General features: G+C 58.8%; 26 protein-coding genes. 15 read left to right on the top strand and 11 right to left on the bottom strand.

What is annotated here, in order from left to right; translation table 11 throughout:
- Window positions 1-26: 26 nt before the first annotated feature.
- From VC35_RS15205 to VC35_RS15220, 4 genes are all read left to right on the top strand, one after another.
- A complete protein-coding gene (locus tag VC35_RS15205; RefSeq protein WP_185754794.1) occupies window positions 27-662 on the top strand; it encodes a protein-L-isoaspartate(D-aspartate) O-methyltransferase in 636 nt (211 codons plus the stop codon).
- A 212-nt stretch (window positions 663-874) separates the two neighbouring features.
- Entirely contained in the window at window positions 875-1,732 is an 858-nt protein-coding gene (locus VC35_RS28940) for a peptidoglycan DD-metalloendopeptidase family protein (RefSeq protein ID WP_046041162.1), read from the top strand.
- 105 nt (window positions 1,733-1,837) lie between these two features.
- Complete coding sequence (gene rpoS, locus VC35_RS15215; RefSeq protein ID WP_007990225.1) at window positions 1,838-2,845, top strand: RNA polymerase sigma factor RpoS; 1,008 nt, start codon at window positions 1,838-1,840, stop codon at window positions 2,843-2,845.
- 127 nt (window positions 2,846-2,972) lie between these two features.
- Window positions 2,973-3,995 (top strand): IS110 family RNA-guided transposase, encoded by a 1,023-nt coding sequence (locus VC35_RS15220; RefSeq protein WP_046041165.1) that lies wholly within the window; start codon window positions 2,973-2,975, stop codon window positions 3,993-3,995.
- Between the two features lie 675 nt (window positions 3,996-4,670).
- Here VC35_RS15220 and fdxA read toward each other — a convergent pair.
- Complete coding sequence (gene fdxA / locus VC35_RS15225; protein ID WP_046041167.1) at window positions 4,671-5,009, bottom strand: ferredoxin FdxA; 339 nt, start codon at window positions 5,007-5,009, stop codon at window positions 4,671-4,673.
- Between the two features lie 142 nt (window positions 5,010-5,151).
- Window positions 5,152-7,731: a DNA mismatch repair protein MutS gene (mutS, locus tag VC35_RS15230; protein WP_046041169.1), complete on the bottom strand. Its 2,580-nt coding sequence runs from the start codon at window positions 7,729-7,731 to the stop codon at window positions 5,152-5,154.
- Between the two features lie 209 nt (window positions 7,732-7,940).
- Between mutS and VC35_RS15235 the strand changes: the two genes are divergently transcribed.
- The 5 genes from VC35_RS15235 to recX all read left to right on the top strand — a co-directional run bounded on the left by VC35_RS15235 (window position 7,941) and on the right by recX (window position 11,427).
- Complete coding sequence (locus tag VC35_RS15235) at window positions 7,941-8,675, top strand: LexA family transcriptional regulator (RefSeq protein WP_046041284.1); 735 nt, start codon at window positions 7,941-7,943, stop codon at window positions 8,673-8,675.
- A gap of 173 nt (window positions 8,676-8,848) precedes the next feature.
- Window positions 8,849-9,190: a phage holin family protein gene (locus VC35_RS15240; RefSeq protein ID WP_046041171.1), complete on the top strand. Its 342-nt coding sequence runs from the start codon at window positions 8,849-8,851 to the stop codon at window positions 9,188-9,190.
- Between the two features lie 118 nt (window positions 9,191-9,308).
- Window positions 9,309-9,809 carry a CinA family protein gene (locus VC35_RS15245; RefSeq protein WP_046041286.1) on the top strand — a complete coding sequence of 167 codons (501 nt, stop codon included), beginning with the start codon at window positions 9,309-9,311 and terminating at the stop codon, window positions 9,807-9,809.
- Window positions 9,810-9,892: 83 nt separating this feature from the next.
- Window positions 9,893-10,951: a recombinase RecA gene (recA, locus tag VC35_RS15250; RefSeq protein WP_046041172.1), complete on the top strand. Its 1,059-nt coding sequence runs from the start codon at window positions 9,893-9,895 to the stop codon at window positions 10,949-10,951.
- Window positions 10,952-10,959: 8 nt separating this feature from the next.
- Entirely contained in the window at window positions 10,960-11,427 is a 468-nt protein-coding gene (gene recX, locus VC35_RS15255; RefSeq protein ID WP_046041173.1) for a recombination regulator RecX, read from the top strand.
- Between the two features lie 44 nt (window positions 11,428-11,471).
- Here the strand turns inward: recX and VC35_RS15260 are convergent, their stop codons facing one another.
- Window positions 11,472-12,590, bottom strand: a complete 1,119-nt coding sequence (locus VC35_RS15260) for an LOG family protein (protein WP_046041175.1) — start codon at window positions 12,588-12,590, stop codon at window positions 11,472-11,474.
- A 481-nt stretch (window positions 12,591-13,071) separates the two neighbouring features.
- Between VC35_RS15260 and VC35_RS15265 the strand changes: the two genes are divergently transcribed.
- Entirely contained in the window at window positions 13,072-13,266 is a 195-nt protein-coding gene (locus tag VC35_RS15265; RefSeq protein ID WP_046041177.1) for a hypothetical protein, read from the top strand.
- On the opposite strand, the gene VC35_RS15270 is transcribed toward VC35_RS15265, so the two are convergent.
- Complete coding sequence (locus VC35_RS15270) at window positions 13,267-13,689, bottom strand: PA3611 family quorum-sensing-regulated virulence factor (protein WP_046041178.1); 423 nt, start codon at window positions 13,687-13,689, stop codon at window positions 13,267-13,269.
- A 188-nt stretch (window positions 13,690-13,877) separates the two neighbouring features.
- On the opposite strand from VC35_RS15270, the gene VC35_RS15275 reads away from it, so the two are divergent.
- The 3 genes from VC35_RS15275 to VC35_RS15285 all read left to right on the top strand — a co-directional run bounded on the left by VC35_RS15275 (window position 13,878) and on the right by VC35_RS15285 (window position 15,943).
- The gene (locus tag VC35_RS15275; protein WP_046041179.1) at window positions 13,878-14,636 is read left to right on the top strand and encodes a tRNA-uridine aminocarboxypropyltransferase; all 759 of its coding nucleotides are present in this window, start codon (window positions 13,878-13,880) and stop codon (window positions 14,634-14,636) included.
- A 218-nt stretch (window positions 14,637-14,854) separates the two neighbouring features.
- Window positions 14,855-15,505, top strand: a complete 651-nt coding sequence (gene erdR / locus VC35_RS15280; protein WP_046041180.1) for a response regulator transcription factor ErdR — start codon at window positions 14,855-14,857, stop codon at window positions 15,503-15,505.
- A gap of 75 nt (window positions 15,506-15,580) precedes the next feature.
- The gene (locus VC35_RS15285; RefSeq protein ID WP_007996906.1) at window positions 15,581-15,943 is read left to right on the top strand and encodes a diacylglycerol kinase; all 363 of its coding nucleotides are present in this window, start codon (window positions 15,581-15,583) and stop codon (window positions 15,941-15,943) included.
- Here VC35_RS15285 and VC35_RS15290 read toward each other — a convergent pair.
- On the bottom strand, window positions 15,940-16,866 hold the full coding sequence (locus tag VC35_RS15290; RefSeq protein WP_046041182.1) for a LysR family transcriptional regulator: 927 nt from the start codon (window positions 16,864-16,866) through the stop codon (window positions 15,940-15,942). The genes VC35_RS15285 and VC35_RS15290 overlap by 4 nt on opposite strands.
- A gap of 147 nt (window positions 16,867-17,013) precedes the next feature.
- Here VC35_RS15290 and fpr point away from each other — a divergent pair, with 147 nt between their 5' ends.
- Entirely contained in the window at window positions 17,014-17,793 is a 780-nt protein-coding gene (gene fpr, locus VC35_RS15295; protein ID WP_008054100.1) for a ferredoxin-NADP reductase, read from the top strand.
- Between the two features lie 181 nt (window positions 17,794-17,974).
- Here the strand turns inward: fpr and tsaA are convergent, their stop codons facing one another.
- The 6 genes from tsaA to rimO all read right to left on the bottom strand — a co-directional run bounded on the left by tsaA (window position 17,975) and on the right by rimO (window position 23,149).
- Complete coding sequence (tsaA, locus tag VC35_RS15300; protein ID WP_046041184.1) at window positions 17,975-18,673, bottom strand: tRNA (N6-threonylcarbamoyladenosine(37)-N6)-methyltransferase TrmO; 699 nt, start codon at window positions 18,671-18,673, stop codon at window positions 17,975-17,977.
- Window positions 18,674-18,873: 200 nt separating this feature from the next.
- Window positions 18,874-19,644 (bottom strand): SDR family oxidoreductase, encoded by a 771-nt coding sequence (locus VC35_RS15305; RefSeq protein ID WP_046041185.1) that lies wholly within the window; start codon window positions 19,642-19,644, stop codon window positions 18,874-18,876.
- A gap of 135 nt (window positions 19,645-19,779) precedes the next feature.
- Entirely contained in the window at window positions 19,780-20,250 is a 471-nt protein-coding gene (locus VC35_RS15310; RefSeq protein ID WP_046041186.1) for a YehS family protein, read from the bottom strand.
- A 75-nt stretch (window positions 20,251-20,325) separates the two neighbouring features.
- Window positions 20,326-21,036: an rRNA pseudouridine synthase gene (locus VC35_RS15315; RefSeq protein WP_046041187.1), complete on the bottom strand. Its 711-nt coding sequence runs from the start codon at window positions 21,034-21,036 to the stop codon at window positions 20,326-20,328.
- Window positions 21,037-21,225: 189 nt separating this feature from the next.
- On the bottom strand, window positions 21,226-21,699 hold the full coding sequence (locus VC35_RS15320) for a GNAT family N-acetyltransferase (RefSeq protein WP_046041188.1): 474 nt from the start codon (window positions 21,697-21,699) through the stop codon (window positions 21,226-21,228).
- A 112-nt stretch (window positions 21,700-21,811) separates the two neighbouring features.
- Window positions 21,812-23,149 (bottom strand): 30S ribosomal protein S12 methylthiotransferase RimO, encoded by a 1,338-nt coding sequence (gene rimO, locus VC35_RS15325; protein WP_034146797.1) that lies wholly within the window; start codon window positions 23,147-23,149, stop codon window positions 21,812-21,814.
- A 293-nt stretch (window positions 23,150-23,442) separates the two neighbouring features.
- Here rimO and VC35_RS15330 point away from each other — a divergent pair, with 293 nt between their 5' ends.
- Window positions 23,443-25,344 carry a potassium transporter Kup gene (locus VC35_RS15330; protein ID WP_046041189.1) on the top strand — a complete coding sequence of 634 codons (1,902 nt, stop codon included), beginning with the start codon at window positions 23,443-23,445 and terminating at the stop codon, window positions 25,342-25,344.
- The last annotated feature ends 129 nt before the right edge of the window (window positions 25,345-25,473 follow it).

Below are 25,473 nucleotides of genomic sequence, written 5' to 3' on the forward strand. Positions count from 1 at the left end.
ACGATATCCTGCATCGCGGCATCGGCATGACCTCCCAGCGAACCCGGGAGCGGCTGATCCAGCGCCTTTACGAAGAAGGCATTTCCAACGCCAGGGTACTGGAGGTCATTCGCCGGACCCCGCGCCACCTGTTCGTCGACGAAGCGCTGGCACACCGCGCCTATGAAGACACCGCGCTGCCGATTGGTAACAACCAGACCATCTCCCAGCCTTATATGGTGGCGCGCATGAGCGAGCTGCTGCTGGAGGCCGGTCCCCTCGACAAGGTGCTGGAGATCGGCACCGGGTCGGGTTATCAGACGGCGGTGCTGTCGCAACTGGTCGAGCGTGTGTTCTCGGTCGAGCGCATCAAGGTTCTGCAGGATCGGGCAAAGGAACGTCTGGTCGAACTGAACCTGCGCAACGTGGTGTTCCGCTGGGGCGATGGCTGGGAAGGCTGGCCGGCACTGGCACCTTACAACGGGATTATCGTCACCGCAGTGGCGACCGACGTGCCCCAGGCACTGCTTGACCAGTTGGCGCCGGGAGGCCGAATGGTGATCCCGGTCGGGGCTGGCGAAGTCCAGCAATTGATGCTGATCGTTCGCGAGGAACAAGGTTTTTCCAGGCATGTCCTGGGGGCTGTGCGCTTCGTGCCATTGCTCAATGGGCCACTGGCCTGAGCATTTGTTTCGGCACGCTGAATTCTCTTCGATTGCCTTTGTCTTACAGCGGCATCGTTGTGTTAAACGGGATTCATCGTCAGGCAGCAAACGTGTGCGCGACACCGACTCGCTACATTAAAGGTAAAGCGTGCACGGCCCGTTATACTTGCGACAGTTCATTACCGGACTCCGGTATTTCACATTTTCAGCCACCACAGAGGGAGCGGCGGGTGAGTCTCACAGTCATTGCGCAGCGTATGAGTAAAACGAGCTTTCAGCGCCTGGTGACTGGCCTTGTCTTGAGCACGTTGCTGGTCGGTTGTTCCAGCAACAAATCCAGCGATGTTCGTGTCGTCGACCGCAACAACGCCGCACCCCAGCGTCCGGCCGTGACCACCGGACAATACGTCGTTCGGCCCAAGGACACCCTGTTCTCCATCGCCTTCCGTTACGGCTGGGACTACAAGGCCCTGGCGGCACGCAACAACATTCCTGCGCCTTACACCATCCGTCCGGGTCAGACGATTCGCTTTGATGGTCGTACCGATTCAACGTCGACGGCGGTGGTCAGTTCGTCCAGTTCAACGCCTTCGTCGTCGAGTAAAACCACGGTCATCCGTCGTTCGGCAAACGGTACGACCACCAGCACAACGACGGTTGTACCGTCCGTCGCGAGCAAGTCTGAACCCGCTCCATTGCCCCCTCCCGGACCAGCCCCGACCGGCTGGGGATGGCCATCTAATGGCATTCTTATTGGAAAATTCTCTTCAAACGGTAGTTTGAATAAAGGAATTGATATCGCCGGAGATTTGGGACAGCCTGTTTTAGCTGCGTCTGATGGGACGGTGGTATACGCCGGGAGTGGCTTAAGGGGCTACGGCGAGTTAGTAATCATCAAGCACAGTGAAACCTACGTAAGCGCCTACGGACATAACCGCAGGCTGTTGGTTCGGGAGGGGCAGCAGGTCAAGGTCGGACAGACAATTGCCGAAATGGGGTCAACGGGTACAGACCGGGTGAAACTGCATTTTGAGATTCGCCGCCAAGGTAAACCTGTAGATCCGCTGCAATTCCTGCCACGTCGTTGATCGCTTACCAGCCTGTTCCGTCGCGTAGAGGGGACAGGCTCCAGCGTTGCCAGGGAGAAAGGCGCCGCTTGAGCTTGAGGTCGAACTCACCAAAGGACTATAACAATGGCTCTCAGTAAAGAAGTGCCGGAGTTTGACATCGACGATGAGGTTCTCCTGATGGAGAGCAGCATCGATACGGATTCGATGTCGAATGATGAAGGGGCGGCTCCACCTTCCGTTCGTGCCAAATCCAAACACTCCGCATCGTTGAAACAACACAAGTACATTGACTACACGCGGGCACTTGATGCCACGCAGCTGTATCTCAATGAAATTGGTTTCTCTCCCCTGCTATCACCCGAAGAAGAAGTTCATTTTGCGCGCCTGTCGCAAAGTGGCGATCCGGCCGGGCGCAAACGCATGATTGAAAGCAACCTGCGCCTGGTGGTGAAAATCGCCCGACGCTACGTCAATCGTGGGCTGTCGCTGCTGGACCTGATCGAAGAGGGCAACCTCGGCTTGATCCGGGCGGTGGAGAAGTTCGATCCGGAACGCGGCTTCCGCTTCTCGACCTACGCGACCTGGTGGATTCGCCAGACCATCGAACGCGCAATCATGAATCAGACCCGGACCATCCGGCTGCCGATCCATGTGGTCAAGGAGCTGAATGTGTACCTGCGGGCCGCGCGGGAGCTGACGCAAAAACTCGACCATGAACCCTCTCCCGAAGAAATCGCCAACCTGCTGGAAAAACCGGTGGGAGAGGTCAAGCGTATGCTCGGCCTAAATGAACGGGTTTCTTCGGTCGACGTCTCGCTGGGTCCGGATTCGGATAAAACCCTGCTCGATACCCTGACTGACGACCGTCCAACCGATCCATGCGAACTGTTGCAGGACGACGACCTGTCCCAGAGCATCGATCAATGGCTCTCGGAACTGACCGACAAGCAACGCGAAGTGGTTGTACGCCGCTTTGGCCTGCGCGGTCATGAAAGCAGCACCCTTGAAGACGTAGGCCTGGAAATCGGCCTGACCCGTGAACGAGTCAGACAGATTCAGGTGGAAGGCTTGAAGCGGCTGCGCGAGATCCTGGAAAAAAATGGTCTGTCGAGCGAGTCGCTGTTCCAATAAGGCACTCACTGCGATGGCATGAAAAACCCCGACTGGCTCGGGGTTTAATGAGATGGTCAGCCTGACCGAGAAGCCCTGCAGGTTTACGCTTGCAGGGCTTTTCTCGTTTTCGGGCGGAGGATCTCTCATGAACACGATGACACTTCTCGGTATCGACATTGGCAAACACAGTTTCCACCTGCATGGCCAGGACGCCAGAGGCCATCAGGTATTGCGCAAAAAAACCAACCGCAGCCAGTTGCTCAGCACATTGGCCCAACTGCCAGCCTGCACGGTGGTGATGGAGTCCTGCGGCGGCGCCCACTGGCTGGCTCGACAGATCGGTGCATTGGGCCACGAGGTGAAGCTGATCGCCCCGCAGTACGTCAAACCGTTCGTCAAAGGCAACAAAAACGACTTCATTGATGCCGAAGCGATTTGCGAGGCGGCGAGCCGCCCCGCGATGCGCTTCTGCTCGATCAAAACCGAAGAGCAGCAAACGCTTTCAGCCCTGCACCGTGTTCGTGATTCATTGATTGGCCATCGCACCGAGGCGACTAATCAGATCCACGGTTTTCTGTTGGAGTTCGGGATCAGCCTGCCTATTGGGGTCACTGCGTTGCACCGCGTGCCAGCGTTGCTGGATGACCCACAACACCCGGTTCCATTGCGCCTCAAGGGCCTGGTGATGCGCCTCTATTATCAAATCCAACAGCTTAATGATGAAATCAAGGACATCGAGTCCGACTTGAAGCAGCAGTTGGAAGAAGACGATGCCGCGCGTCGCTTGCAGAGTATTCCAGGCATCGGCCCGATTACTGCCAGCGCGCTGCTGGCGGATATAGGGGACGCATCGAATTATCGCAGTGGACGTGATTTCGCGGCTTCGTTGGGGTTGGTGCCGAAGCAGCATTCAACCGGCGGAAAGACAGTGCTGCTGGGGATTACAAAACGCGGCGATAAGCACATACGCCGGCTACTGGTGCAGGGTGCGCGGGCCATCATGCAACATATCGACAAGCGTGAAGACGCCCTTGGACCTTGGGTTCGAGAGCTGCTGACGCGTCGCCACTCCAATGTCGTCGCGTGCGCGCTGGCGAACAAACTGGCGCGAATCGTGTGGGCGGTACTGGCCAAAGGCGGCCAGTACGACCCACATCCGAACGCTTGAACGTACAGCTTTGCCACCGGCTTTTGCGACGTCACTGACTGATGACAGTAAACGGCAAACGGCCCGACTGAGAACCTGGCAATAAAATCAGCTTTAGAGGCTGAGGGTTTTTTCAGGACAGTCGGGAGCGGCTACTCATCGAGGGCCGAGCGTTGTTACAGCAACGCTCACAACGAGCCCGGATACATTAGCGCAAGCCAGCTTTACCGAAAACAGCCTATGGGGTTGCAGGAGATGGGCTGAGCATACATTTATTGCCTGGCCAGGAGGTCGAGTCCCCTCGGGATTTTGGTTCCGTGCTGTAAGCCTAGGCTTACTGTTGCGTAAGTGTTCGTTATTTTTACACCCTGGCAGTCGTCCATGCTGAGCGCTTTGTTACTATATCTTATTGATTTATATAGATATTTTTTATTATTAAAGACGTGTGACAGTTAGAGTTCGTACCAAGGGGCGATTGATCCCGCAGGGGAAAACTCTAATATTCAGCTTGTGTCGACGGACAGACACGTCCTTCATGGATGAAGGATATGGATATCGCAGGACGCGATTCATCAGGACGATGAAAAGGAACACAGGGAATAGGGAAAAAATGTGGGCGGGTCAAACCGCCCCTTTTTTTGCCTGCAGAAAAGCAAAAAGGCCCTTGTGGGGCCTTTTTCGCGAACGCGGGGGTAATCAGCGTTCGAGGTCTGCGATCTTGCTGCCTACAGATTTGTTGATGATGCGATCAAAGTCTTCTGCATCAGGCATCGAATCTTTCTTCTCGGTGATGTTCGGCCAGATATCGGCCAACTCAGCGTTCAGTTCGATGAAGTTCTCCATGCCGGCCGGAACCTCATCTTCGGAGAAGATAGCTACAGCAGGGCATTCAGGTTCGCACAGCGCGCAATCGATGCACTCATCCGGGTGGATCACCAGGAAATTCGGGCCTTCGTAAAAGCAGTCCACCGGACAGACTTCTACGCAGTCGGTGTACTTGCACTTGATGCAGTTGTCGGTGACGACGAAGGTCATTTCTAATTTTCTCCTCAGGCGCGGCTTGCTGCGCCCCTTCTCGTAGGGGTCGCCAGGTTCGGGAGCGATAGTCTGCTGGCCAGGCTATTAGCCAGCAGCATCCCAAACCGCGCGAGATTCTAACAGCTTGCAAGCCGCTGCGTTAGATCCGTGTCTTTAGTGTATAGAGCATTTCGAGAGCACGACGTGGCGTCATGTTGTCCAGGTCGAGCTTGGCCAAGTCATCCAGCACCGGGTGCGGCAGGCTGGCAAACAGATCGCTTTGCTGCGGAGCCGCCGGTTTGCCTTTGGCTGGTGCCGGTGTTTCATGGGGCAGGGCGGTGTCTTCCAGGCGGCTCAGATGCTCTCGAGCGCGGGTGATGACTTCGCTCGGTACGCCTGCCAGTTGCGCAACGGCCAGGCCATAACTCTGGCTGGCCGGCCCTGGCAGCACGTGGTGCAGGAACACGATGCGCTCGTTGTGCTCGGTGGCATTGAGGTGCACGTTGGCCACCAGCGGCTGTGCTTCCGGCAGGACGGTCAGTTCAAAGTAGTGGGTGGCGAACAGCGTGTATGCACGCAGATGCGCCAGGCGCTCGGCAGCGGCCCATGCCAGGGACAGACCGTCGAAGGTGCTGGTGCCGCGCCCGACTTCGTCCATCAGCACCAGGCTGCGCTCGGTGGCGTTGTGCAGGATGTTCGCGGTTTCGCTCATTTCCACCATGAAGGTCGAACGCCCGCCGGCCAGGTCATCGCTGGAGCCGATCCGGGTGAAGATGCGGTCGACCAACGACAGTTCGCAACTGGCTGCCGGCACGAAGCTGCCGATGTGGGCCAGGAGCACGATCAAGGCGGTCTGACGCATGTAGGTGGATTTACCGCCCATGTTCGGACCGGTGATCACCAGCATGCGGGTGTTGTCGTCCAGGCTCAGGTCGTTGGCCACGAACGGCGTGGTCAGCACTTGTTCGACCACCGGGTGGCGACCTTGAGTGATGCGCATGCACGGTTCACTGACGAAGCGCGGGCAGTTCAGGTCGAGGTTCAGCGCACGTTCGGCCAGGTTGCTCAATACATCCAGCTCGGCCAGGGCGCCAGCAGTGTCCTGCAGCGGTGGCAGCTGGCTGATCAGGTCTTCGAGCAGCGCTTCGTACAGCATCTTCTCGCGGGCCAGGGCACGGCTCTTGGCTGACAGTGCCTTGTCTTCGAACGCCTTGAGTTCCGGCGTAATGAAACGCTCGGCGCCTTTGAGCGTCTGGCGGCGAATGTAGTCGGCCGGTGCCGATTCCGCCTGCTTGCTTGGAAGCTCGATGAAGTAGCCGTGGATGCGGTTGTAACCGACCTTCAGGTGCGACAGGCCGGTGCGGGCCTTTTCCCGTGCTTCAAGGTCGATCAGGAATTGCCCGGCGTTTTCGCTCAGCGACTGCAGTTCGTCGAGTTCGCTGTCGTAGCCGGTTTTCAGCACGCCGCCATCACGAATGACGGCGGGCGGGTTGTCGATGATGGCTTTTTCCAGCAATGCCGCCAGTTCCGGGTAGGTGCTGGTGATGGTGGCGAGTTGCTGGAGATGCGGGGCTTCGAGCTCCGTCATTGCCACTTGCAATTCCGGCAGTGCGCCGAGGGCGTCACGCAAGCGGGCGAGGTCGCGGGGGCGGGCATTACGCAGGCCGATCCGCGCAAGAATTCGCTCGATGTCGCCGATTTCCTTGAGCTGCGGTTGCAGCCTTTCGAAGCGGTAACCGTCGAGCAGGCAAGTGATCGAAGTCTGACGCGCCAACAGCACCGTCAAATCGCGCAACGGGCGATTCAGCCAGCGGGTCAGCAAGCGGCTGCCCATGGCGGTCTGGCAGCGGTCCACCACCGATTGCAGGGTGTTGTCGCGCCCCCCGGCCAGGTTGGTGTCGAGCTCCAGGTTGCGACGGCTGGCGCCATCGAGCACCACGGTGTCGTCCAGGCGCTCATGACGCAGGCTGCGCAAATGAGGCAGGGCGGTACGCTGGGTTTCCTTGGCGTAGGCCAGCAGGCAACCGGCGGAGCCGATCGCCAGGGTCAGGTTTTCGCAGCCAAAGCCCTTGAGATCCTGGGTCGAGAATTGCTGGCACAGGCTTTTGAGCGCCGAATCGCGCTCGAAATCCCACGGCGCGCGGCGACGCACACCACGGCGTTTTTCCGCCGGCAAGTCCTTGGGCCAGTCATCCGGGATCAGCAGTTCCACCGGGTTGACCCGCTCCAGTTCCGCCAGCAGGTTTTCCCAACCCTTGATTTCCAGCACGCTGAAGTTGCCGCTGGTGATGTCCAGCACCGCCAGGCCGAACAGGCGCTCATCGCCCAGGACGGCGGCGATCAGGTTGTCCCGACGCTCGTCGAGCAACGCCTCGTCACTCACCGTCCCCGGCGTGATGATGCGCACGATCTGCCGCTCCACCGGCCCTTTGCTGGTGGCCGGGTCGCCGACCTGCTCGCAGATCACCACCGATTCGCCAAGCTTCACCAGCTTTGCCAGGTAACCCTCGGCGGCGTGGTAAGGAATCCCGCACATCGGAATCGCCTGGCCAGCCGACTGCCCGCGGGCCGTCAGGGTGATGTCCAGCAACTTGGCGGCCTTCTTCGCGTCTTCATAGAAGATCTCGTAGAAGTCGCCCATGCGGTAGAACATCAGCTGATCCGGGTGCTGGTTTTTCAGGCGCCAGTACTGCTGCATCATCGGGGTGTGGGAGGACAGGTCGGAGACGGCTTTATTCATCGGATTGTCGGGAAGCTCGTTGAAAGAGGTGGGGCAAAAGCGGGGCTACGGCCGGGCTTTTCCGCGATGGGCGCAAGGTTACCATGGGCGGTCTACCCAACGCAGGCGCCACGGCCGGGTGACATCTTTTACGATGTAAAAATCATGTTATGCACCGATTATGCAAATCGGCATTGTCTTCTTTGAGAAGACCAAGCACTATGCGGGTTATGCATAAACGCAACGTATCTACCGTATTAAGAGCATTGCTCGATCAGCACGGGATCTCCCCCACGGAGCTTCACCGTCGCACCGGCGTGCCTCAATCCACGCTCTCGCGCATTCTCAGCGGGAAGATCGTCGATCCTTCGGATAAACATATTTCGAAGATCGCCGAGTATTTCTCCTTGAGTACCGACCAGTTGCGTGGCCGCGCGGACGTCTCGTCTGCCGCTAATGCCGGGCGCGCTCCAGTGCATTCGGAACTCAAGGATATAAGTCTGTGGGATGACGATACCCCTGTCGATGACGACGAGGTGTCGGTCCCCTTTCTTCGCGAGGTTGAATTGGCTGCAGGATCAGGAAGATTCGTTATCGAGGAGAGCGAGCGCTCTAGCCTGCGCTTCGGCAAGCGAAGCCTGCGCCATAATGGCGTGCAGTTCGACCAGGCCAAGTGCGTGACAGTGCGGGGCAACAGCATGTTGCCGGTACTGCGCGATGGCGCCACGGTCGGGGTCAATGCCGGCAAGTGTGGCATTGGCGATATCGTTGATGGCGACCTTTATGCAATCAATCACAACGGCCAATTGCGGGTGAAGCAGCTGTATCGCCTGCCGACCGGGATTCGTTTGCGCAGCTTCAATCGTGATGAGCATCCGGACGAAGATTACACCTTTCAGGAAGTCCAGGAGGAGCCGATTGTTATCCTGGGGCATGTTTTCTGGTGGGGTATGTACGCCCGCTAACACTCCCTGCGTTCAGATAGAACCCGCTTCCCGAGCGGGTTTTTTTCGCGTGCTGAAAACATTGGATCATCTTTTCAATGCGTTAACGCATTGACTAAATATGCATTGATGCATAACCTGCTTGCCTATCTAGGCAAGAACACGGTGTGACCGTTCACTCAAGGAGGCATGAAATGACCGCTGAGCAATATGCGTTGCTGGACATGCCTCTGTGGCTGGTCATCAGTCTGCCAATACTCGGTGGCGTTACTGGTGAAATGTGGCGTGCCGATAAAGAGGGCGTTCGTGGCTGGCTCCTTGTCCGACGCCTGAGCCTGCGATCTGGCTCCAGCATGATCTGCGGCGCCTCGGTCATCATGCTGCTGCACGCCGCCAATGTTTCCATTTGGGCTGCCTGTGCGGGTGGTTGTTTAGCGGCGATGGCCGGGACAGAAGTAGTTCTGGGGTTGTATGAGCGTTGGGTGGCCAAGCGTATGGGGGTCGGTCATGCCCCGTCCGGTGACGCCGAAGATTGATTCCCCGACAGGCCTTTTCCAGAGCCTTTGGTTCTTTACATTTTGATCGCTCCTGTTGCTTGCAAGTGCGGTCTGCTCGTGTACGGTTAACCTCATCCCGCCCGATCAGGAGATGACCGTGAACGAAATCACCCAGCTCGCCGCCGAACTCGGCAGACGCCTGCAGGTTCTCAATGCCCACGTCACCACGGCGGAGTCCTGCACCGGCGGAGGCATCGCCGAGGCAATCACCCGTATCCCCGGGAGTTCGGCCTGGTTCGAGGCCGGTTATGTCACCTACTCCAACCGGCAGAAAACCCTGCAACTGGATGTCCCGGTGGAATTGTTCACCACCGTGGGCGCGGTCAGTCGCGAGGTGGTCGAGGCCATGGTGCGGGGGGCGCAGAAGAAAAACAGCGCGTATTTCTCCGTGGCGGTCAGTGGCATCGCCGGACCGGATGGTGGAACGGCGAACAAGCCGGTTGGCACGGTATGGCTGGCCTGGGGCGTTGGAGACCAAGTGTTCTGTGAGCGGCAGCACTTCCCGGGTAATCGCGACGACGTCCGCCGACAAACGGTGAGGGCCGCGCTAGAGGGGCTGCTGCGGTATGCCGCGGCAGAAATCTCAAATCAGGGGTAGGCGATCCGGAATCGCTGTGGAATAATACTGGCTACTTATACAGGTGTTGGCCGTCAGGCCTTATTGATTACGTGAGGACTTTAATGGACGACAACAAGAAGAAAGCCTTGGCTGCGGCCCTGGGTCAGATCGAACGTCAATTCGGCAAGGGTGCCGTAATGCGTATGGGCGATCAGGACCGTCAGGCGATCCCGGCCATCTCCACTGGCTCTCTGGGTCTGGACATTGCTCTCGGCATCGGCGGTCTGCCAAAAGGCCGTATCGTTGAAATCTACGGTCCTGAATCTTCCGGTAAAACGACGCTGACCTTGTCCGTGATCGCCCAGGCTCAAAAAGCCGGCGCGACCTGCGCATTCGTCGACGCCGAACACGCCCTCGACCCTGAGTACGCCGGCAAGCTGGGCGTCAACGTCGACGACCTGCTGGTTTCCCAGCCGGACACCGGCGAACAGGCCCTGGAAATCACCGACATGCTGGTGCGTTCCAACGCGGTTGACGTGATCATCGTCGACTCCGTGGCCGCCCTGGTGCCAAAGGCTGAAATCGAAGGCGAAATGGGTGACATGCATGTGGGCTTGCAAGCCCGTCTGATGTCCCAGGCGCTACGTAAAATCACCGGTAACATCAAGAACGCCAACTGCCTGGTGATCTTCATCAACCAGATCCGTATGAAAATCGGCGTGATGTTCGGTAGCCCGGAAACCACCACCGGTGGTAACGCACTGAAGTTCTACGCATCGGTTCGTCTGGACATCCGCCGCACTGGCGCGGTGAAAGAAGGTGATGAAGTCGTCGGTAGCGAAACCCGCGTCAAGGTTGTGAAGAACAAGGTGGCTTCGCCGTTCCGTCAGGCCGAGTTCCAGATTCTTTACGGCAAGGGCATCTACCTCAACGGTGAGATGATCGACCTGGGTGTTCTGCACGGTTTCGTCGAGAAGTCCGGTGCCTGGTATGCCTATGAAGGCACCAAGATCGGTCAGGGCAAGGCCAACTCGGCCAAGTTCCTGGCAGACAACCCGGAAGTCGCGGCAAAGCTGGAGAAGCAACTGCGTGACAAGCTGCTGTCCCCTTCGTCGGTAGCAGACGCCAAAGCTTCTGCGGTCAAAGAGACCGAAGACGACCTGGCTGACGCTGATATCTGATCGAAGCGATGACCGCCGTACTCGATACACTCGTCGCGGTGCGGCGAACTGCAATGGACCTGCTCGCACGGCGCGAGCACGGTCGTGTCGAGCTGACGCGTAAACTGCGTCAGCGCGGCGCCATTCCCGAAATGATCGAAACAGCACTCGACCGGTTGACGGAAGAGGGGTTGTTGTCCGAAAGCCGTTACCTCGAAAGTTTCGTTTCCTACCGCGCCCGTTCCGGTTATGGCCCTTTACGCATTCGTGAAGAGTTGGGCCAGCGCGGCCTGCAGCGCACCGATATTGAACTCGCCCTGCGTGAGAGCGGTTTCGACTGGCAGGAGCAATTGATCGATACCTGGCGGCGCAAGTTCTCCGGGCAATTGCCGGCAGACGCCCGGGAGCGAGCCAAGCAAGGCAGGTTCCTGGCGTATCGGGGATACTCCATGGAAATGATCAACCGCCTCTTCAGTGGTCGAGGAATGGATGATTGAACTGAAACGGCCCGCTATTTCGATAGCGGGCCGTTTTTTATGCCTCATGAAACCTTTGACGGTTCCCGGGTGCGTTGTTGTACTTGGGGTTTTGATTGTGCCCAGTTTTCCGGCAGGTTGATGTAGTCCACAAGCTCGCGCAGACGTCCATGATTGCGGGCGTTGAAGTTGAAGACTAGCCGCACCAGATGGCTGAACTCGGCTTCGTCATGTTCCTCACCACTGTAAGCGCGCTGATGGAAGTGATCGCTCAGGCACAGGTCGGCGAAAGCCTCCTGCATGTGTTCGAGTGCGTGGTCGCTGAGTGTGTGATTCATGCGAATCAGGAACTGATGCTTGAGCCAGCGACTGGAGTGGAAGTTGCTGTAGAACTGGTTGATATGCTCTACCGCTTCTTCGACGTTGTAGACCAGTTTCACCAGCTTCATGTCAGTGGGCAGGATGTAGTGGTTTTCCTCCAGTTGCTGGTGAATGAAGTCCAGTGCGCCTTGCCAGAACTTGCCGCCCGGCGCGTCGAGCAGCACCACGGGTACCAATGGGCTCTTGCCGGTCTGGATTAGCGTCAGCACTTCCAGTGCTTCATCCAGCGTACCGAAGCCACCCGGACACAGCACCAAGGCATCGGCTTCCTTGACGAAGAACAGCTTGCGGGTGAAGAAGAAGTGGAAGGGCAACAGGTTGGTCGTGCCGTCGACAGTGGGGTTGGCATGCTGCTCGAAGGGCAGGGTGATGTTGAAGCCCAGGCTGTGTGTCAGGCCTGCGCCCTCATGGGCGGCGGCCATGATGCCGCCGCCGGCGCCAGTGATCACCATCATGTCCGAGCGCGCCAGCGCAGCGCCGATTTCCCGGGCCATGCTGTAGAGCGGATGTTCCATGGGGGTACGGGCCGAGCCGAAAACAGTGACCTTGCGCCGCCCCTTGAATTGTTCGAGCACGCGGAAAGCCTGTTCCAGTTCGCGCAGGGCTTGTAGGGTGATTTTGGCATTCCAGCGATTGTGGTCTTCCTGGGCCATGCGCAGCACGGTCAGGACCATGTCGCGGTAGATCGGGATGTTCGGGCTGTTGGGTGAAATCAGCTTGAGTTGTTCTTCGACCTTGCTGATGAGGTCGTGGCCGCTTTCTTCAAAATGACGGCTCAGGAGGTCATTCGGTTGGTAAGGCATTCAACTTCTCCTTATGCACAGAACCCTCGGCCCGACAACGTAAGTCGGTGCCACGACACTTCATGTGTCGCTGTCTGCCCAGGCCCATGCCTGGGCGACCTACTTGACCCGAAAGGCATCGGATCATCCAAACAGGCTCTGTTTTCCCTTGGATAAAAGAAACGTTCGCATAACACGACAAGCGACGGCCAGCCCCTTTCCAGCCTTGAAGAAGTATAGGTGGATACCCTGAAATCTAGACCTTCACAGTGATTTGCGTTGCCTTGATCATTGCGCCACAAAGTCTTTCCTGGCAACCGCTTATTGACGATTTGCAAGGTGCTTTCACCGCTCGTCTGAACGCACGTCGCATGTGCTGCACTCTGATTTACTAAGTTACAGGTGTCACACGACAACTTTGCGTCAACGGCAAGGCGCACGGTACAAGCGGTTCAAGGATTTATCACTCAAACATGAGTGGAGTGCAGGGAGGCGGGAAACCATGGCCAGAGTCGTTCTGGAGATCGATACGCAACTGTATCGATTGCTGAAGTCATCAGCCGAGACCCATCATTTGAGTCTCGAAGAGGAGTGCTGCCGGCGTTTGCGCGGTGGCGAACGCCGTTCACATTACTTGCAGGCGCTGCTGGCAGAACTGCGCGCCGAAGATGAACAACGGCGCGCCAATACCAGGTGATTACTTTTTCTTCTTGGCCGGTTGCAGGCAATCCGATTCCTGGAAGCTTGCGGAGCCGACCGGGCGGTTGGTCTTCACCTCGGTGAAGTCGTAACGCATGATCGCGCCCTTGGCCATCAGCTTGCGAAACCCTTCGTTTCGGCAGACAGAAGCTCCCAACTGGAAGTACACGGCTTTCGGGTCTGAACGCATCTTGTCGGCGTGGCTGCTCTGCACGCTCAGATGGTTGATCAGCTGTTTGCCTTCAACGGTGTAGCCTTGATCAAGGATGTCTTCGTTGATCGCTCGAGGAGTGCCGACGCTGCTCTGGGTGGCGACGTTTTGCAGCATTTTGTTCAGTTCCGTGTCTTTCAAGGACGCAGCCTGGGCGCTGAAGGACGACGCCAGCAAAATGGCCGCGGTAGGAACGATAAGGCGCAGCATGAAACTCTCCTGGTTCAGTGATGGGGGTTGGACCCGTCACGTGGCTGTGCGTTCAGTGGCGGCGAATTATAGGGGAGGCGGGCTGGACGGTACAGGCTTGCGCCGGGCGGTCTGGTAAACTGCTGGCACTTTTTACCCTGTCGAGTGTTTTTCGTGTCGATTTCCCTTCTCTGTGGGCGTTGCCCGCTATGAGTCATACCCCCGCGCGCTTTGCCTTGAATGCCGTAGCCCGCTTGCGCGATCAGCGTGAGGAGGAGGGCATCAAGCCGATTCAGGCCCGCGGCTGGCGCGCGACGCGCTGCCGTGACTGCCGGGTGATCGAGAGCCACTGCCTGTGCGCATGGCGCCCGCAGGTCGCTACCCGCTCCGGCGTGTGCCTGATCATGACCAATAAGGAAGTGTTCAAACCGAGCAACACCGGTTGGCTGATCGCCGACGTGGTACCTGACAACCATGCCTTCATCTGGTCCCGCACCGAGACCGATCCGAAGTTGCTGGCGCTGTTGTCCGACCCGCAATGGCAGCCTTACCTGGTGTTTCCGGGTGAGTACGTCGAACCTGAGCGCGTGACAAACAGCGTTGACGTCGATGGCACGAAGCGCCCGCTGTTCATTCTGCTGGATGCGACCTGGACCGAAGCGCGAAAGATCTTTCGCAAGAGCCCCTATTTCGATCGATTGCCGATCCTCAGCCTGCTGCCGGAGAAGCTCTCCCGCTACCGGTTGCGCCGCTCGACCCGCAGCGAGCATCTGTGCACCGCGGAAGTGGCGGCGCTGTGCCTCGACCTTGCAGGCGATGTCGCCGCCGCTTCGGCGCTGGACGCCTATTTCGATGTGTTCAGCCAGCATTACCTCGACGCCAAACACCAGTTGGACATGAACGTTTCGACCCCGGCGCACGCCGAGTTGATGCCCTATGTCCGGTCGGTCTCCCCATTGATGGACTGATTGTCGCGAATACTGCAATAAAGTGTACCGGCCATGCTGCTTGACCACCCCGGCTTCGCTGGGCATGCTTGGCGCCGATTAGGGTGCGGTCGGAATTTTCGACGCCGTTTTTTGCGTTGAGCGTGCCTTGTCAGTGCAGCTCCGTGGCTGTGTCTTGACTTGCTTTGGCGAGGTCCGAATTCATCGGGCGTCCCATGAAAAACAGGATCATTTGAAAAATGGCCACATACGAAATCCTGATTGCCGATGACCACCCACTTTTTCGTAGTGCCTTGCATCAAGCGCTGACCCTGGGCCTTGGCCCGGACGTCCGTCTGGTGGAAGTGGCGAGCATCGCCGAACTGGAAGTCCGCCTGACGGAAAAGTCCGACTGGGATCTGGTGCTGCTGGACCTGAACATGCCAGGGGCCTACGGTTTTTCCGGGCTGGTCCTGCTGCGCGGCCAGTACCCGCAGATTCCGGTGGTCATGGTCTCGGCCCAGGAAGAGGCGACCATCATGGTCAAATCTCGTGAATTCGGCGCCAGTGGCTTCATTCCCAAATCCAGCGACTTGAGTGTGATCCAGAAGGCCGTGCGTGCAGTCCTTGACGGCGATGTGTTCTGGCCGCCGCAGGCGTTCGAAGCGGTCAGCGTCTCGGATGAGGCCAAGGCGGCCAGCGAAGGTCTTGCCAGCCTCACCCCGCAACAGTTCCGCGTGCTGACCATGGTCTGCGAAGGCTTGCTGAACAAGCAGATCGCCTACGAGCTGAGCGTTTCCGAGGCCACTATCAAGGCGCACGTGACCGCGATTTTCCGTAAACTGAATGTGCGGACCCGGACTCAGGCCGCGCTGCTCTTGCAACAACTTGAGTCAATTTCCAGCCATTAAAGGCTGGCAAATTCACGCTTTTTTGACTTTGGTTGAACTAGCTTTCCCACTTCTTTTTTGCCAGTTGCCCACTCTATGTCACCTTTCAAAGGCCAGACCGGCCTGAAACGTATTCTCAATGCTTCCGGTTATTCGCTGGACGGCCTGCGCGCAGCCTTCACCGGTGAAGCCGCCTTTCGGCAATTGGTGTTGCTCAACGTCATCCTGATTCCTTTGTCGTTCTTCCTGAATGTCAGCCGGGTCGAACGGGCGTTGTTGATCGCTGTATGCCTGTTGGCGTTGATCGTCGAGTTGCTCAACTCGGCGGTGGAAGCGGCCATCGATCGAATTTCCCTTGAGCGGCACCCGCTGTCCAAGAATGCCAAGGACATGGGCAGTGCCGCCCAGTTCGTGGCATTGAGCATGATTGCCCTGGTGTGGGCGGTGATTCTGCTCTAAGCGATTGTCGGCAGCACGATCTCGTCGCTGCGCTGGACCCCGGCGGTGAAGGCGCGGCACAGATCGAGAAACTCGCGCATCGCCGAGGTCTGATATTTCTGTTTATGCCAGATGAAATAAAACTGTCGCGCCAGATCCAGATCCGGCGTCTCGACAGGCACCAGGCTGCCACGGCGGAATGCGTCGCGCAAAGCCAGCCTGGAAATACAGCCAATCCCCAAACCTGATTCCACCGCGCGTTTGATCGCTTCGGTGTGCTCAAGCTCGAGGCGGATGTTTAACGAAGTGCGGTGATGGCGCATGGCTTGATCGAAGGTCAACCGCGTGCCTGAGCCCTGCTCGCGCAAGATCCAGGCTTCGTGGCTCAATTCGTCCATGGTGGCCGTGCCACGCTTGGCCAACGGATGCTGAGGGGCGCAAAACACCACCAGTTCGTCCTCGACCCAGCTTTGCACTTCGATGTCCGGGTGGCTGCAGTCGCCTTCGATTAGACCCAGATCAATTTCATAGTGGGCCACTTGCTGCACGATATTGGCAGTATTCTGCACGTGCAGCTTCACTTGGCTTTCCGGGTGGCGCTGCATGAAACTGCCGATCAGCAAGGTGGCCAGGTAATTGCCGATGGTCAGGGTCGCGCCCACGGCCAGCGAGCCGAAACCGGACTTGCCGTTGAGCAGGTCTTCGATTTCCTTGGCCTGGTCCAGCAGCGCCACCGCTTGCGGCAACAGCTGTTTACCGAGGGCGTTCAGGCTCAACCGTTTGCCGGCACGGTCGAACAACTGGCAGCTACACTGGCGCTCCAGTTCGGTGATCGAGGTGCTCGCCGCCGATTGCGAGAGGTTGAGCAGGCCCGCGGCACGGGACACGCTTTCCTGCTGGGCGACGGCGACGAATACTTGAAGTTGACGGAGAGTAAATCGCATATCGATATAACCGATAACCCTTATCTTAATAATCCATTTAACAGATATTGTCTCTGCCTTTAGAATGCGATGCAATTGCGCAGAGCTGGCTTTTTTGCAGAGCAGGCGCCGAACACGCGCAGACAAATCTCCAGGAGTCCCACGTACATGAGCAACATGAACCACGAGCGTGTCCTCAGTGTTCATCACTGGAACGACACTCTGTTCAGCTTCAAGTGCACCCGTGATCCGGGCCTGCGCTTCGAGAACGGTCAGTTCGTGATGATCGGCCTGCAACAGCCCAACGGCCGCCCGCTTATGCGCGCTTACTCGATTGCCAGCCCGAACTGGGAAGAGCATCTCGAGTTCTTCAGCATCAAGGTGCCTGATGGTCCGCTGACTTCGCAGTTGCAGCATCTGAAGGAAGGCGACGAGATCATCATCAGCAAGAAGCCTACCGGCACGCTGGTACTGGATGACTTGAAGCCTGGCAAACATTTGTACCTGCTCAGCACCGGTACCGGCCTGGCGCCGTTCATGAGCGTCATCCAGGACCCGGAAACCTACGAGCGTTTCGAAAAAGTGATCCTGTGCCACGGCGTGCGTTACGTCAACGAAGTCGCTTACCGCGAGTTCATCACCGAGCACCTGCCGCAGAACGAGTTCTTCGGCGACGCGCTGCGTGACAAGTTGATCTACTACCCGACCGTGACCCGTGAGCCGTTCGAGAACGAAGGTCGCCTGACCGACCTGATGCGCAGCGGCAAGCTGTTCAGCGACATCGGTCTGCCACCGATCAACCCGCAGGACGACCGCGCCATGCTGTGCGGCAGCCCGAGCATGCTCGACGAGACCAGCGAAGTGCTGAACAGCTTCGGCCTGAAGGTTTCGCCGCGGATGCGCGAGCCGGGTGATTACCTGATCGAGCGTGCGTTCGTCGAAAAGTGACCGCAGGTCACGTGTAGGAACGAGCTTGCTCGCGATGGTCGTCGACGATAACGCGTGTTTACCGGTTAAACGCGGTGTATTCGAGTTCATCGCTGGCAAGCCAGCTCCTACAGTTGCTGCGTAGCACAAAGAAAGCCCGCGTGACCTGAGAAGGTGACGCGGGCTTTCTTGTTTCCGGGGTTCAGGTTTTCGCGGGAATGACTTCCAGCACGCGGATCAGCTCCGGTGTCGGATAGTGCCAACGCACATCGACATCCCAGAACTGCGCGCCGTACTCCCGCTCCGGTGCAGGCGTTTGATAGGCCGGGCGTGGATCTTGCGCCAGGCATTGCTCGATCAACTCGACCAAGGGCTCTGCAAGGCGCTGGGCATGCTCGTGAGCCTGTTGCAGTGCTGTGTCCATCCACTGCACGGGAATCAGCTGTGGCGCAGCGCTGGCGATGCTGTTGGTGGCTGTATCGATGATGTCGGCGTAGGGCACGTAGGGTTTGATATCGAGAATCGGCGTGCCATCCAACAGATCGATGCCCGAGATCCACAACCGGCCGGCTTCGACCTTGTCCAGTTTCACCACCGACTGCCCGATGCCATTGGGGCGGTGGGTGGCGCGGGTGGCGAACACGCCCATGGATTTATTCCCGCCGAGGCGAGGAGGGCGAACCTTCAAGCGAGGTTTTTCCTCCAGGGCCTGGTGGAACAGGAATAGCAGCCACACGTGACTGACCTGCTCCAGGCCTTGCACCGCGTCCCCTTGATCGAATGGCGCCACCAGTTCCAGCACGCCACGGGCAGCCGGGGCCAGTTGGGGTTGGCGCGGAATGGCGAACTTCTCCTTGAAGCAGGAGCGCACGAAGCCGATGGGGGAAACGCTGTAGGTCATGGTTTGGGGTCGAGGCGGAATTAAGGCCGGCATGATAACCCACACGGCCTTTGGCTCGGTGGCGCCTGTCAGTCCGTCATCGCGGGCAAGCCACGCTCCCACAGGTTTTGTGATGGACACAAATTTTGTGTGCGCTCGAGAGCCCTTTGGGAGCGGCGGTGCGGCGATCCGACTTGCTCGCGAAGGCCGCACCGCCGATTTCAGAGACTGAACCCGCCATCCAGCGGAATGATGTTCCCGGTCATATAGGCTCCAGCGGTACTTGCCAGGCTGATCGCCAGCGCCGCCATCTCCTCCTCGCGACCCCAACGCTTCATCGGGATCAGCGCCGTGTCCTGCGCCAGCGCCTGTTCATCGTTGCCGATGTGCTGGGTCATCTTGCTCGGAAACCGTCCCGGAGCGATCACGTTGACGTTGATGTGCTGGCTGACCAGTTCGCGCGCCAGAATCCTCGACAGTTGGTGCAACGCAGCCTTGCTCGGCCCGTAGGCATACGCCTGCTCGCCGAAGGAGGAAATCCCGGCCACCGATCCGATGTTGATGATCCGCGCCGGATTCGCTTCGGAGCCGGCCTTGCGCAGCAGGGGCAGGAACTGCTGGATGCAGTTGAACACCGAGGTCACGTTGAGCTGCATGACCTTCTCCCAGCCCTTGATCGGGTAGCTCTCCAGCGGTGCGCCCCAGGTGGTGCCGGCATTGTTTACCAGAATGTCCAGATGAGTGATCTGCTCGCCCAGGCGGGTGGCCAGTTGCAGGACGCCTTCTTCGGTGGCGAGGTTGGCCGCGATGGCGCGGCAGCGGCCAAGTGCACCGAGTTCGTCAGCGGTTTGCAGGCAGGCTTCGACGTCGCGGGCGCAGACGTACACGGTGGCACCCGCCTCGACATAGGCCTGGGCGATCATCTTGCCGATACCACGGGTGCCGCCGGTCACCAGGGCGGTGCGGCCTTGCAGGGAGAAGTAGGGATGCATGGCGAATCCTGAGAACTGAGGTCTTTACACCCTAGTCGTCAGCTGCCAGAAGTGGAGCCACTATTTTTGCGCGGAATGAGGGGACATATGGCCCGACCTTGAGCTGCATGCATGCAGCTCAAGGCCAGCGGGCGTTTACTGCGGGCGAACGCGCAGGGTCAGGCCCTTGAGGAAATTGCGCAGCAGCTGGTCGCCGCACGGGCGATAGTTGGTGTGGCCGAACTTGCGGAACAGTGCGCTCAGCTCAGGCTTGGACACCGGGAACTCGGCGGCCTTGAGGATCGCGTGCATGTCGTCTTCTTTCAGCTCGAACGCTACCCGCAGCTTTTTCAGGATGATGTTGTTGGTCACTGGCACTTCGATCGGCTGCGGCGGACGGCTTTCGTCCTTGCCGCGCTTGAAGATCACCAGGCCGTCGAGGAAATGCGCCATGACTTCGTCCGGGCAACGTACGAAGCCTTCCTCGTCTTCCTCTTTTTTGTCGAGGTAGGTCAGCAGGTCCGGCAGGGTCACGTCCAGGCCGCCGAGCTTGATGATCTCGATGACTTTCTTGTCGCTGATGTCGAGCATGTAGCGCACGCTGCGCAGTACGTCGTTATGAATCATGTGGGCAGTCCTGATATTCAGCTGTGGGCGTCGCGGCCAGGCGCGGCGCCGAAATGTGTGGCGGCGAGAAAAGCCTTAGAACTTCTCTTTGCCGGACAGGTAGCGCCATTGCCCCACCGGCACTTTGCCGATGGACACGCCGCCGATGCGGATGCGACGGATGGCGATGACCTTGAGGCCGACCGCCTGGCAAAGCAGGGCGATGATGCCCGGCTGCGGGTTCTTCATGGCAAAGCGCAGGCGGTTCTCGTTCTGCCAGCTGGCCTTGACCGCCGGCAACTCTTTGCCCTTGTAGGTCAGGCCGTGGTTCAAGCGGTTCAGGCCGTGGGCCACCATCTCGCCTTCAACCTCGACCACATACTCTTGCTCGATCTTGCTGGAGTCGGCGGTGAGTTTGCGCAGGATTTTCCAGTCCTGGGTGAACACCAGCAGCCCGCTGGCGTTGGCCTGCAGGTCGGTGCTGGCGGTCAGGCGCAGGAAGTGTCCGCGCAACGGGCGCTTGCCGTAACGGTGCTCTTCGCTCAGCGTCTCGGCGCCGAGGGTGGCCATGGCGGTGTCTGCGTCCATGCCGGCGGGCACGTTGAGCAGCAGGGTCACAGGTTCCGGCGCGGTGGCCTTGGCTTCGGGATCAAGCTCGACTTTCTGGGTGTCGACCTTGAATTGCGGCTCGTCGATGACCACACCGTCGACGGTGACCCAGCCGCCCTCGATGAACAGCTCAGCCTCCCGACGGGAACAGCCGACGAGTTCGATGAGGCGTTTGGAGAGACGAATCGGGTCAGTCATGTCAGGGCCGTAACAAAAAGGGGGTGGGCATTGTACCTGCCTGGCGCCGGTTAATCCCGGTTCCATTTACGCTGTTTGGCTTTTGTGGGAGCGGGCTTGCTCGCGAAAGGGCCGGCAGACCCAACATAGATGTCGACTGACACACCGCTTTCGCGAGCAAGCCCGCTCCCACATTGGTCATGTGTTGTGTCAGCCATGTTGGGCGTGTTGTTGATCCTGACGCATCCGCATGTGCAACAACGGATACGGCTGCCCCATGCCATCGACCTCCGAGCGTCCAATCACCTCGAAGCCCTGTTTGAAGTAAAAGCCGAGGGCTTGGGGGTTCTGTTCGTTGACGTCCAGCTCATTGGCGTTCAGGTGTTCCAGGGCATAGCGCAGCAATTTCTTGCCCAGGCCCTGGCCGCGATGGTCGGGGGCGATGAAGAGCATTTCGATCTTGCCGGCCGCGACGCCGGCGAACCCGGTGATGCGCTGGCTCGAATCCTTGGTGCAGATCAGCATCACCGAGTCGAGGTAGCGGGTCAGCACCAGGTTTTTCAGCAGTTCGATGTAGCTGTCCGGCAGAAAGTCGTGGGTGGCGCGTACCGAGGCCTCCCAGACCCGGGTCAGTTCTTCGTAGTCGCCGAGTTTCGGCGTGTGGATGACCGAATGCTGCCGCATGCCCGTCTGCCTCTTATGCGTTGGTTGATAGGAATCCCTCCATGTGCAAACGATAGCCGTAAAAAAGCCCCGCATCTCGTCAAGAGAGCGGGGCTTTGCGTATTTTTTGCGTTTAGATCTGTTCAGCCCACAGGTCGTATTCGTCGGCGTCAGTCACTTTACACCAGACCTTGTCGCCCGGCTTGAGGTTGCTGCCGTTGTCGATGAATACGTTGCCGTCGATTTCCGGGGCATCGAAGAAGCAGCGGCCCACCGCGCCTTGCTCGTCGACTTCATCGACCAGCACTTCGATCTCGCGGCCGATGCGCATTTGCAGGCGCGCCGAGCTGATGGCCTGCTGGTGCGCCATGAAGCGGTCCCAACGGTCCTGCTTGACGTCGTCCGGGACGACTTCCAGGTCCAGGTCATTGGCCGGTGCGCCTTCTACCGGCGAGTACTGGAAGCAGCCGACGCGGTCGAGCTGGGCTTCGGTCAGCCAGTTCAGCAGGTACTGGAAGTCTTCTTCGGTCTCGCCCGGGAAGCCGACGATGAAGGTCGAACGGATGATCAGGTCCGGGCAGATTTCGCGCCAGTTCTTGATACGGGCCAGGGTCTTGTCTTCGAAGGCCGGGCGTTTCATCGACTTCAGCACTTTCGGGCTGGCGTGCTGGAACGGGATGTCCAGGTACGGCAGGATCTTGCCGGCGGCCATCAACGGGATCAGCTCGTCAACGTGCGGGTACGGGTAAACGTAGTGCAGGCGAACCCAGACGCCGAGGGTGCTCAGGGCTTCGCAGAGTTCGGTCATGCGGGTTTTCACCGGCGCGCCGTTCCAGAAACCGGTGCGGTACTTCACGTCGACGCCATAGGCGCTGGTGTCCTGGGAGATCACCAACAGCTCTTTGACACCGGACTTGACCAGGCGCTGGGCCTCGTCGAGCACGTCGCCCACCGGACGGCTGACCAGTTTGCCGCGCATCGACGGGATGATGCAGAAGCTGCAGCTGTGGTTGCAGCCTTCGGAAATCTTCAGATAGGCATAGTGGCGCGGGGTCAGCTTGATGCCTTGTGGTGGCACCAGGTCGATCAGCGGGTTGTGGTCCTGGCGTGGCGGCACGACTTCGTGCACGGCGTTGACCACTTGCTCGTACTGCTGCGGACCGGTCACGGCCAGCACGCTCGGGTGTACGTTGCGAATGTTGCCTTCTTCGACGCCCATGCAGCCGGTCACGATGACCTTGCCGTTTTCCTTGATGGCTTCGCCGATCACTTCCAGGGACTCGGCCTTGGCCGAGTCGATGAAGCCGCACGTGTTGACTACCACGACGTCGGCGTCCTGGTAGGTGGACACCACGTCATAGCCTTCCATGCGCAGCTGGGTAAGGATGCGCTCGGAGTCGACCAGTGCTTTGGGGCAACCCAGGGATACGAAGCCAACCTTTGGATTGGCCGGCGCAGGAGTGGTGGACATGTCTAACCTCGGTATTTTGTGACGCCGCTTGCCGGGCAGGGCAAAACCGACGGACGGGCGCTTGAACTGCGCCTCTGATCAAAAAGTGCGCAATTCTAGCGATGAGTCGTTCACTTGACCAGCTTTATGCAGGGAAATACGACGAGTGCTGCGCTATGCTTCGCGCCGTTACGCTTTACTGATTTTTTACAGTCAACAAAACGTCTGTAACGTGAAGTAAAACAGCGCATGCTGCACGACAAAGCATAGTGCTTCTTTCAAAGAAGCCCGGGTCTGAGAAGTAGGAGTGGTGGATGGGTCAGGCAAGTAGTCAGGCTGCAGGTGCCGAGCATTCGGCGGTCAAGCCGATCGGCATGCTGGTCGCGGCAGTCGGGGTGGTTTATGGCGATATCGGCACCAGTCCGTTGTACACCCTCAAGGAAGTGTTTTCCGGAGGCTACGGCGTACCGGTCAACCATGATGGGGTGCTGGGGATTCTGGCACTCATTTTCTGGTCGCTGATCTGGGTCGTGTCGATCAAGTACATGATGTTTGTACTGCGCGCCGACAACCAGGGCGAAGGCGGGATCATGGCCTTGACCGCACTGGCCCGGCGGGCGGCGGCGGGGCACGCCAAGTTGCGCACGTTGCTGGTGGTCTGCGGACTGATCGGTGCGGCGTTGTTCTATGGCGACAGCATGATCACCCCGGCGATTTCCGTGCTGTCGGCGATTGAAGGCCTGGGGCTGGCCTTCGAAGGCATCGACCATTGGGTCGTGCCGCTGTCGCTGGTGGTGCTGGTCGCGCTGTTTCTGATCCAGCGTCACGGCACGGCGCGCATCGGCATTCTGTTCGGGCCGATCATGGTCACCTGGTTCCTTGTGCTGGGTGCATTGGGCGTCTATGGCATCAGCCAGCATCCAGAGGTCCTGGAAGCGATGAACCCGGTGTGGGGCGTGCGCTTCTTCATCGACCACCCGGGCATGGGCGTGACAATTCTCGGCGCTGTAGTACTGGCATTGACCGGTGCCGAAGCGCTGTACGCGGACATGGGCCACTTCGGGCGCAAGCCGATTGCTCGCGCTTGGTTTCTCCTGGTGCTGCCGGCGCTGGTGCTCAATTATTTTGGTCAAGGTGCCTTGTTGCTGGGTGACCCGGAAGCAGCCCGTAACCCGTTCTACCTGCTTGCACCCAGCTGGGCATTGATCCCGCTGGTCGGCTTGTCGACCCTGGCTACGGTGATTGCCTCGCAAGCGGTGATTTCCGGTGCGTTCTCCCTGACCCGTCAGGCGATCCAGCTCGGTTACATTCCGCGCATGCACATCCGGCACACCTCCAGTGCCGAACAGGGCCAGATCTACATCGGCGCGGTGAATTGGGCGCTGATGGTCGGCGTGGTGCTGTTGGTGCTGGGTTTCGAATCCTCCGGTGCCCTGGCCTCAGCCTACGGTGTGGCGGTGACCGGGACCATGCTGATGACCACCATCCTGGTGTCGGCCGTGATATTGCTGTTGTGGAAATGGCCACCGCTTTTCGCCGTTCCGCTGCTGCTCGGTTTTCTGCTGGTGGACGGCCTGTACTTTGCCGCCAACGTGCCGAAAATCGTCCAGGGCGGGGCTTTCCCGGTGATCGCCGGTATTGTGCTGTTTGTGTTGATGACTACCTGGAAGCGCGGCAAACAGTTGCTTGTTGAGCGCATCGATGAGGGTGGATTGCCGCTGCCGATCTTCATCAGCAGCATTGCCGTACAACCGCCCCATCGAGTTCAGGGCACCGCTGTGTTCCTGACAGCGCGGGCGGATGCCGTGCCCCATGCGTTGTTGCACAACCTGCTGCATAATCAAGTGTTGCACGAGCAAGTGGTGTTGCTGACGGTGGTGTACGAAGACATCCCGCGGGTGCCACTACAACGGCGCTTCGAGGTCGACTCCTACGGCGAAGGTTTCTTCCGCGTAATCCTGCATTTCGGATTCACCGATGAGCCGGATGTACCGCAGGCACTGAAACTGTGCCACCTCGATGAACTGGATTTCAGTCCGATGCGTACCACCTACTTCCTCAGCCGCGAGACGGTCATTGCCTCCAAGCTCGAAGGCATGGCCCGTTGGCGCGAAGGGTTGTTTGCCTTCATGTTGCAGAACGCCAACGGCAATTTGCGTTTCTTCAATCTGCCGTTAAACCGGGTGATTGAACTGGGGACGCAGGTGGAGATGTAAACCTCATCAAAAAGCCCCCGTTGCCATTGCGGCAGCGGGGGCTTTTTTGTGGTCAATGCATTTTCTGGAGCCAGTGAAGATCCCTTGTGGGAGCGAGCAAGCTCACTCCCACAAGGGGTTGCGTTGATT

It is taken from the genome of Pseudomonas fluorescens (assembly GCF_000967965.1).
GTDB lineage: Bacteria > Pseudomonadota > Gammaproteobacteria > Pseudomonadales > Pseudomonadaceae > Aquipseudomonas > Aquipseudomonas grandcourensis.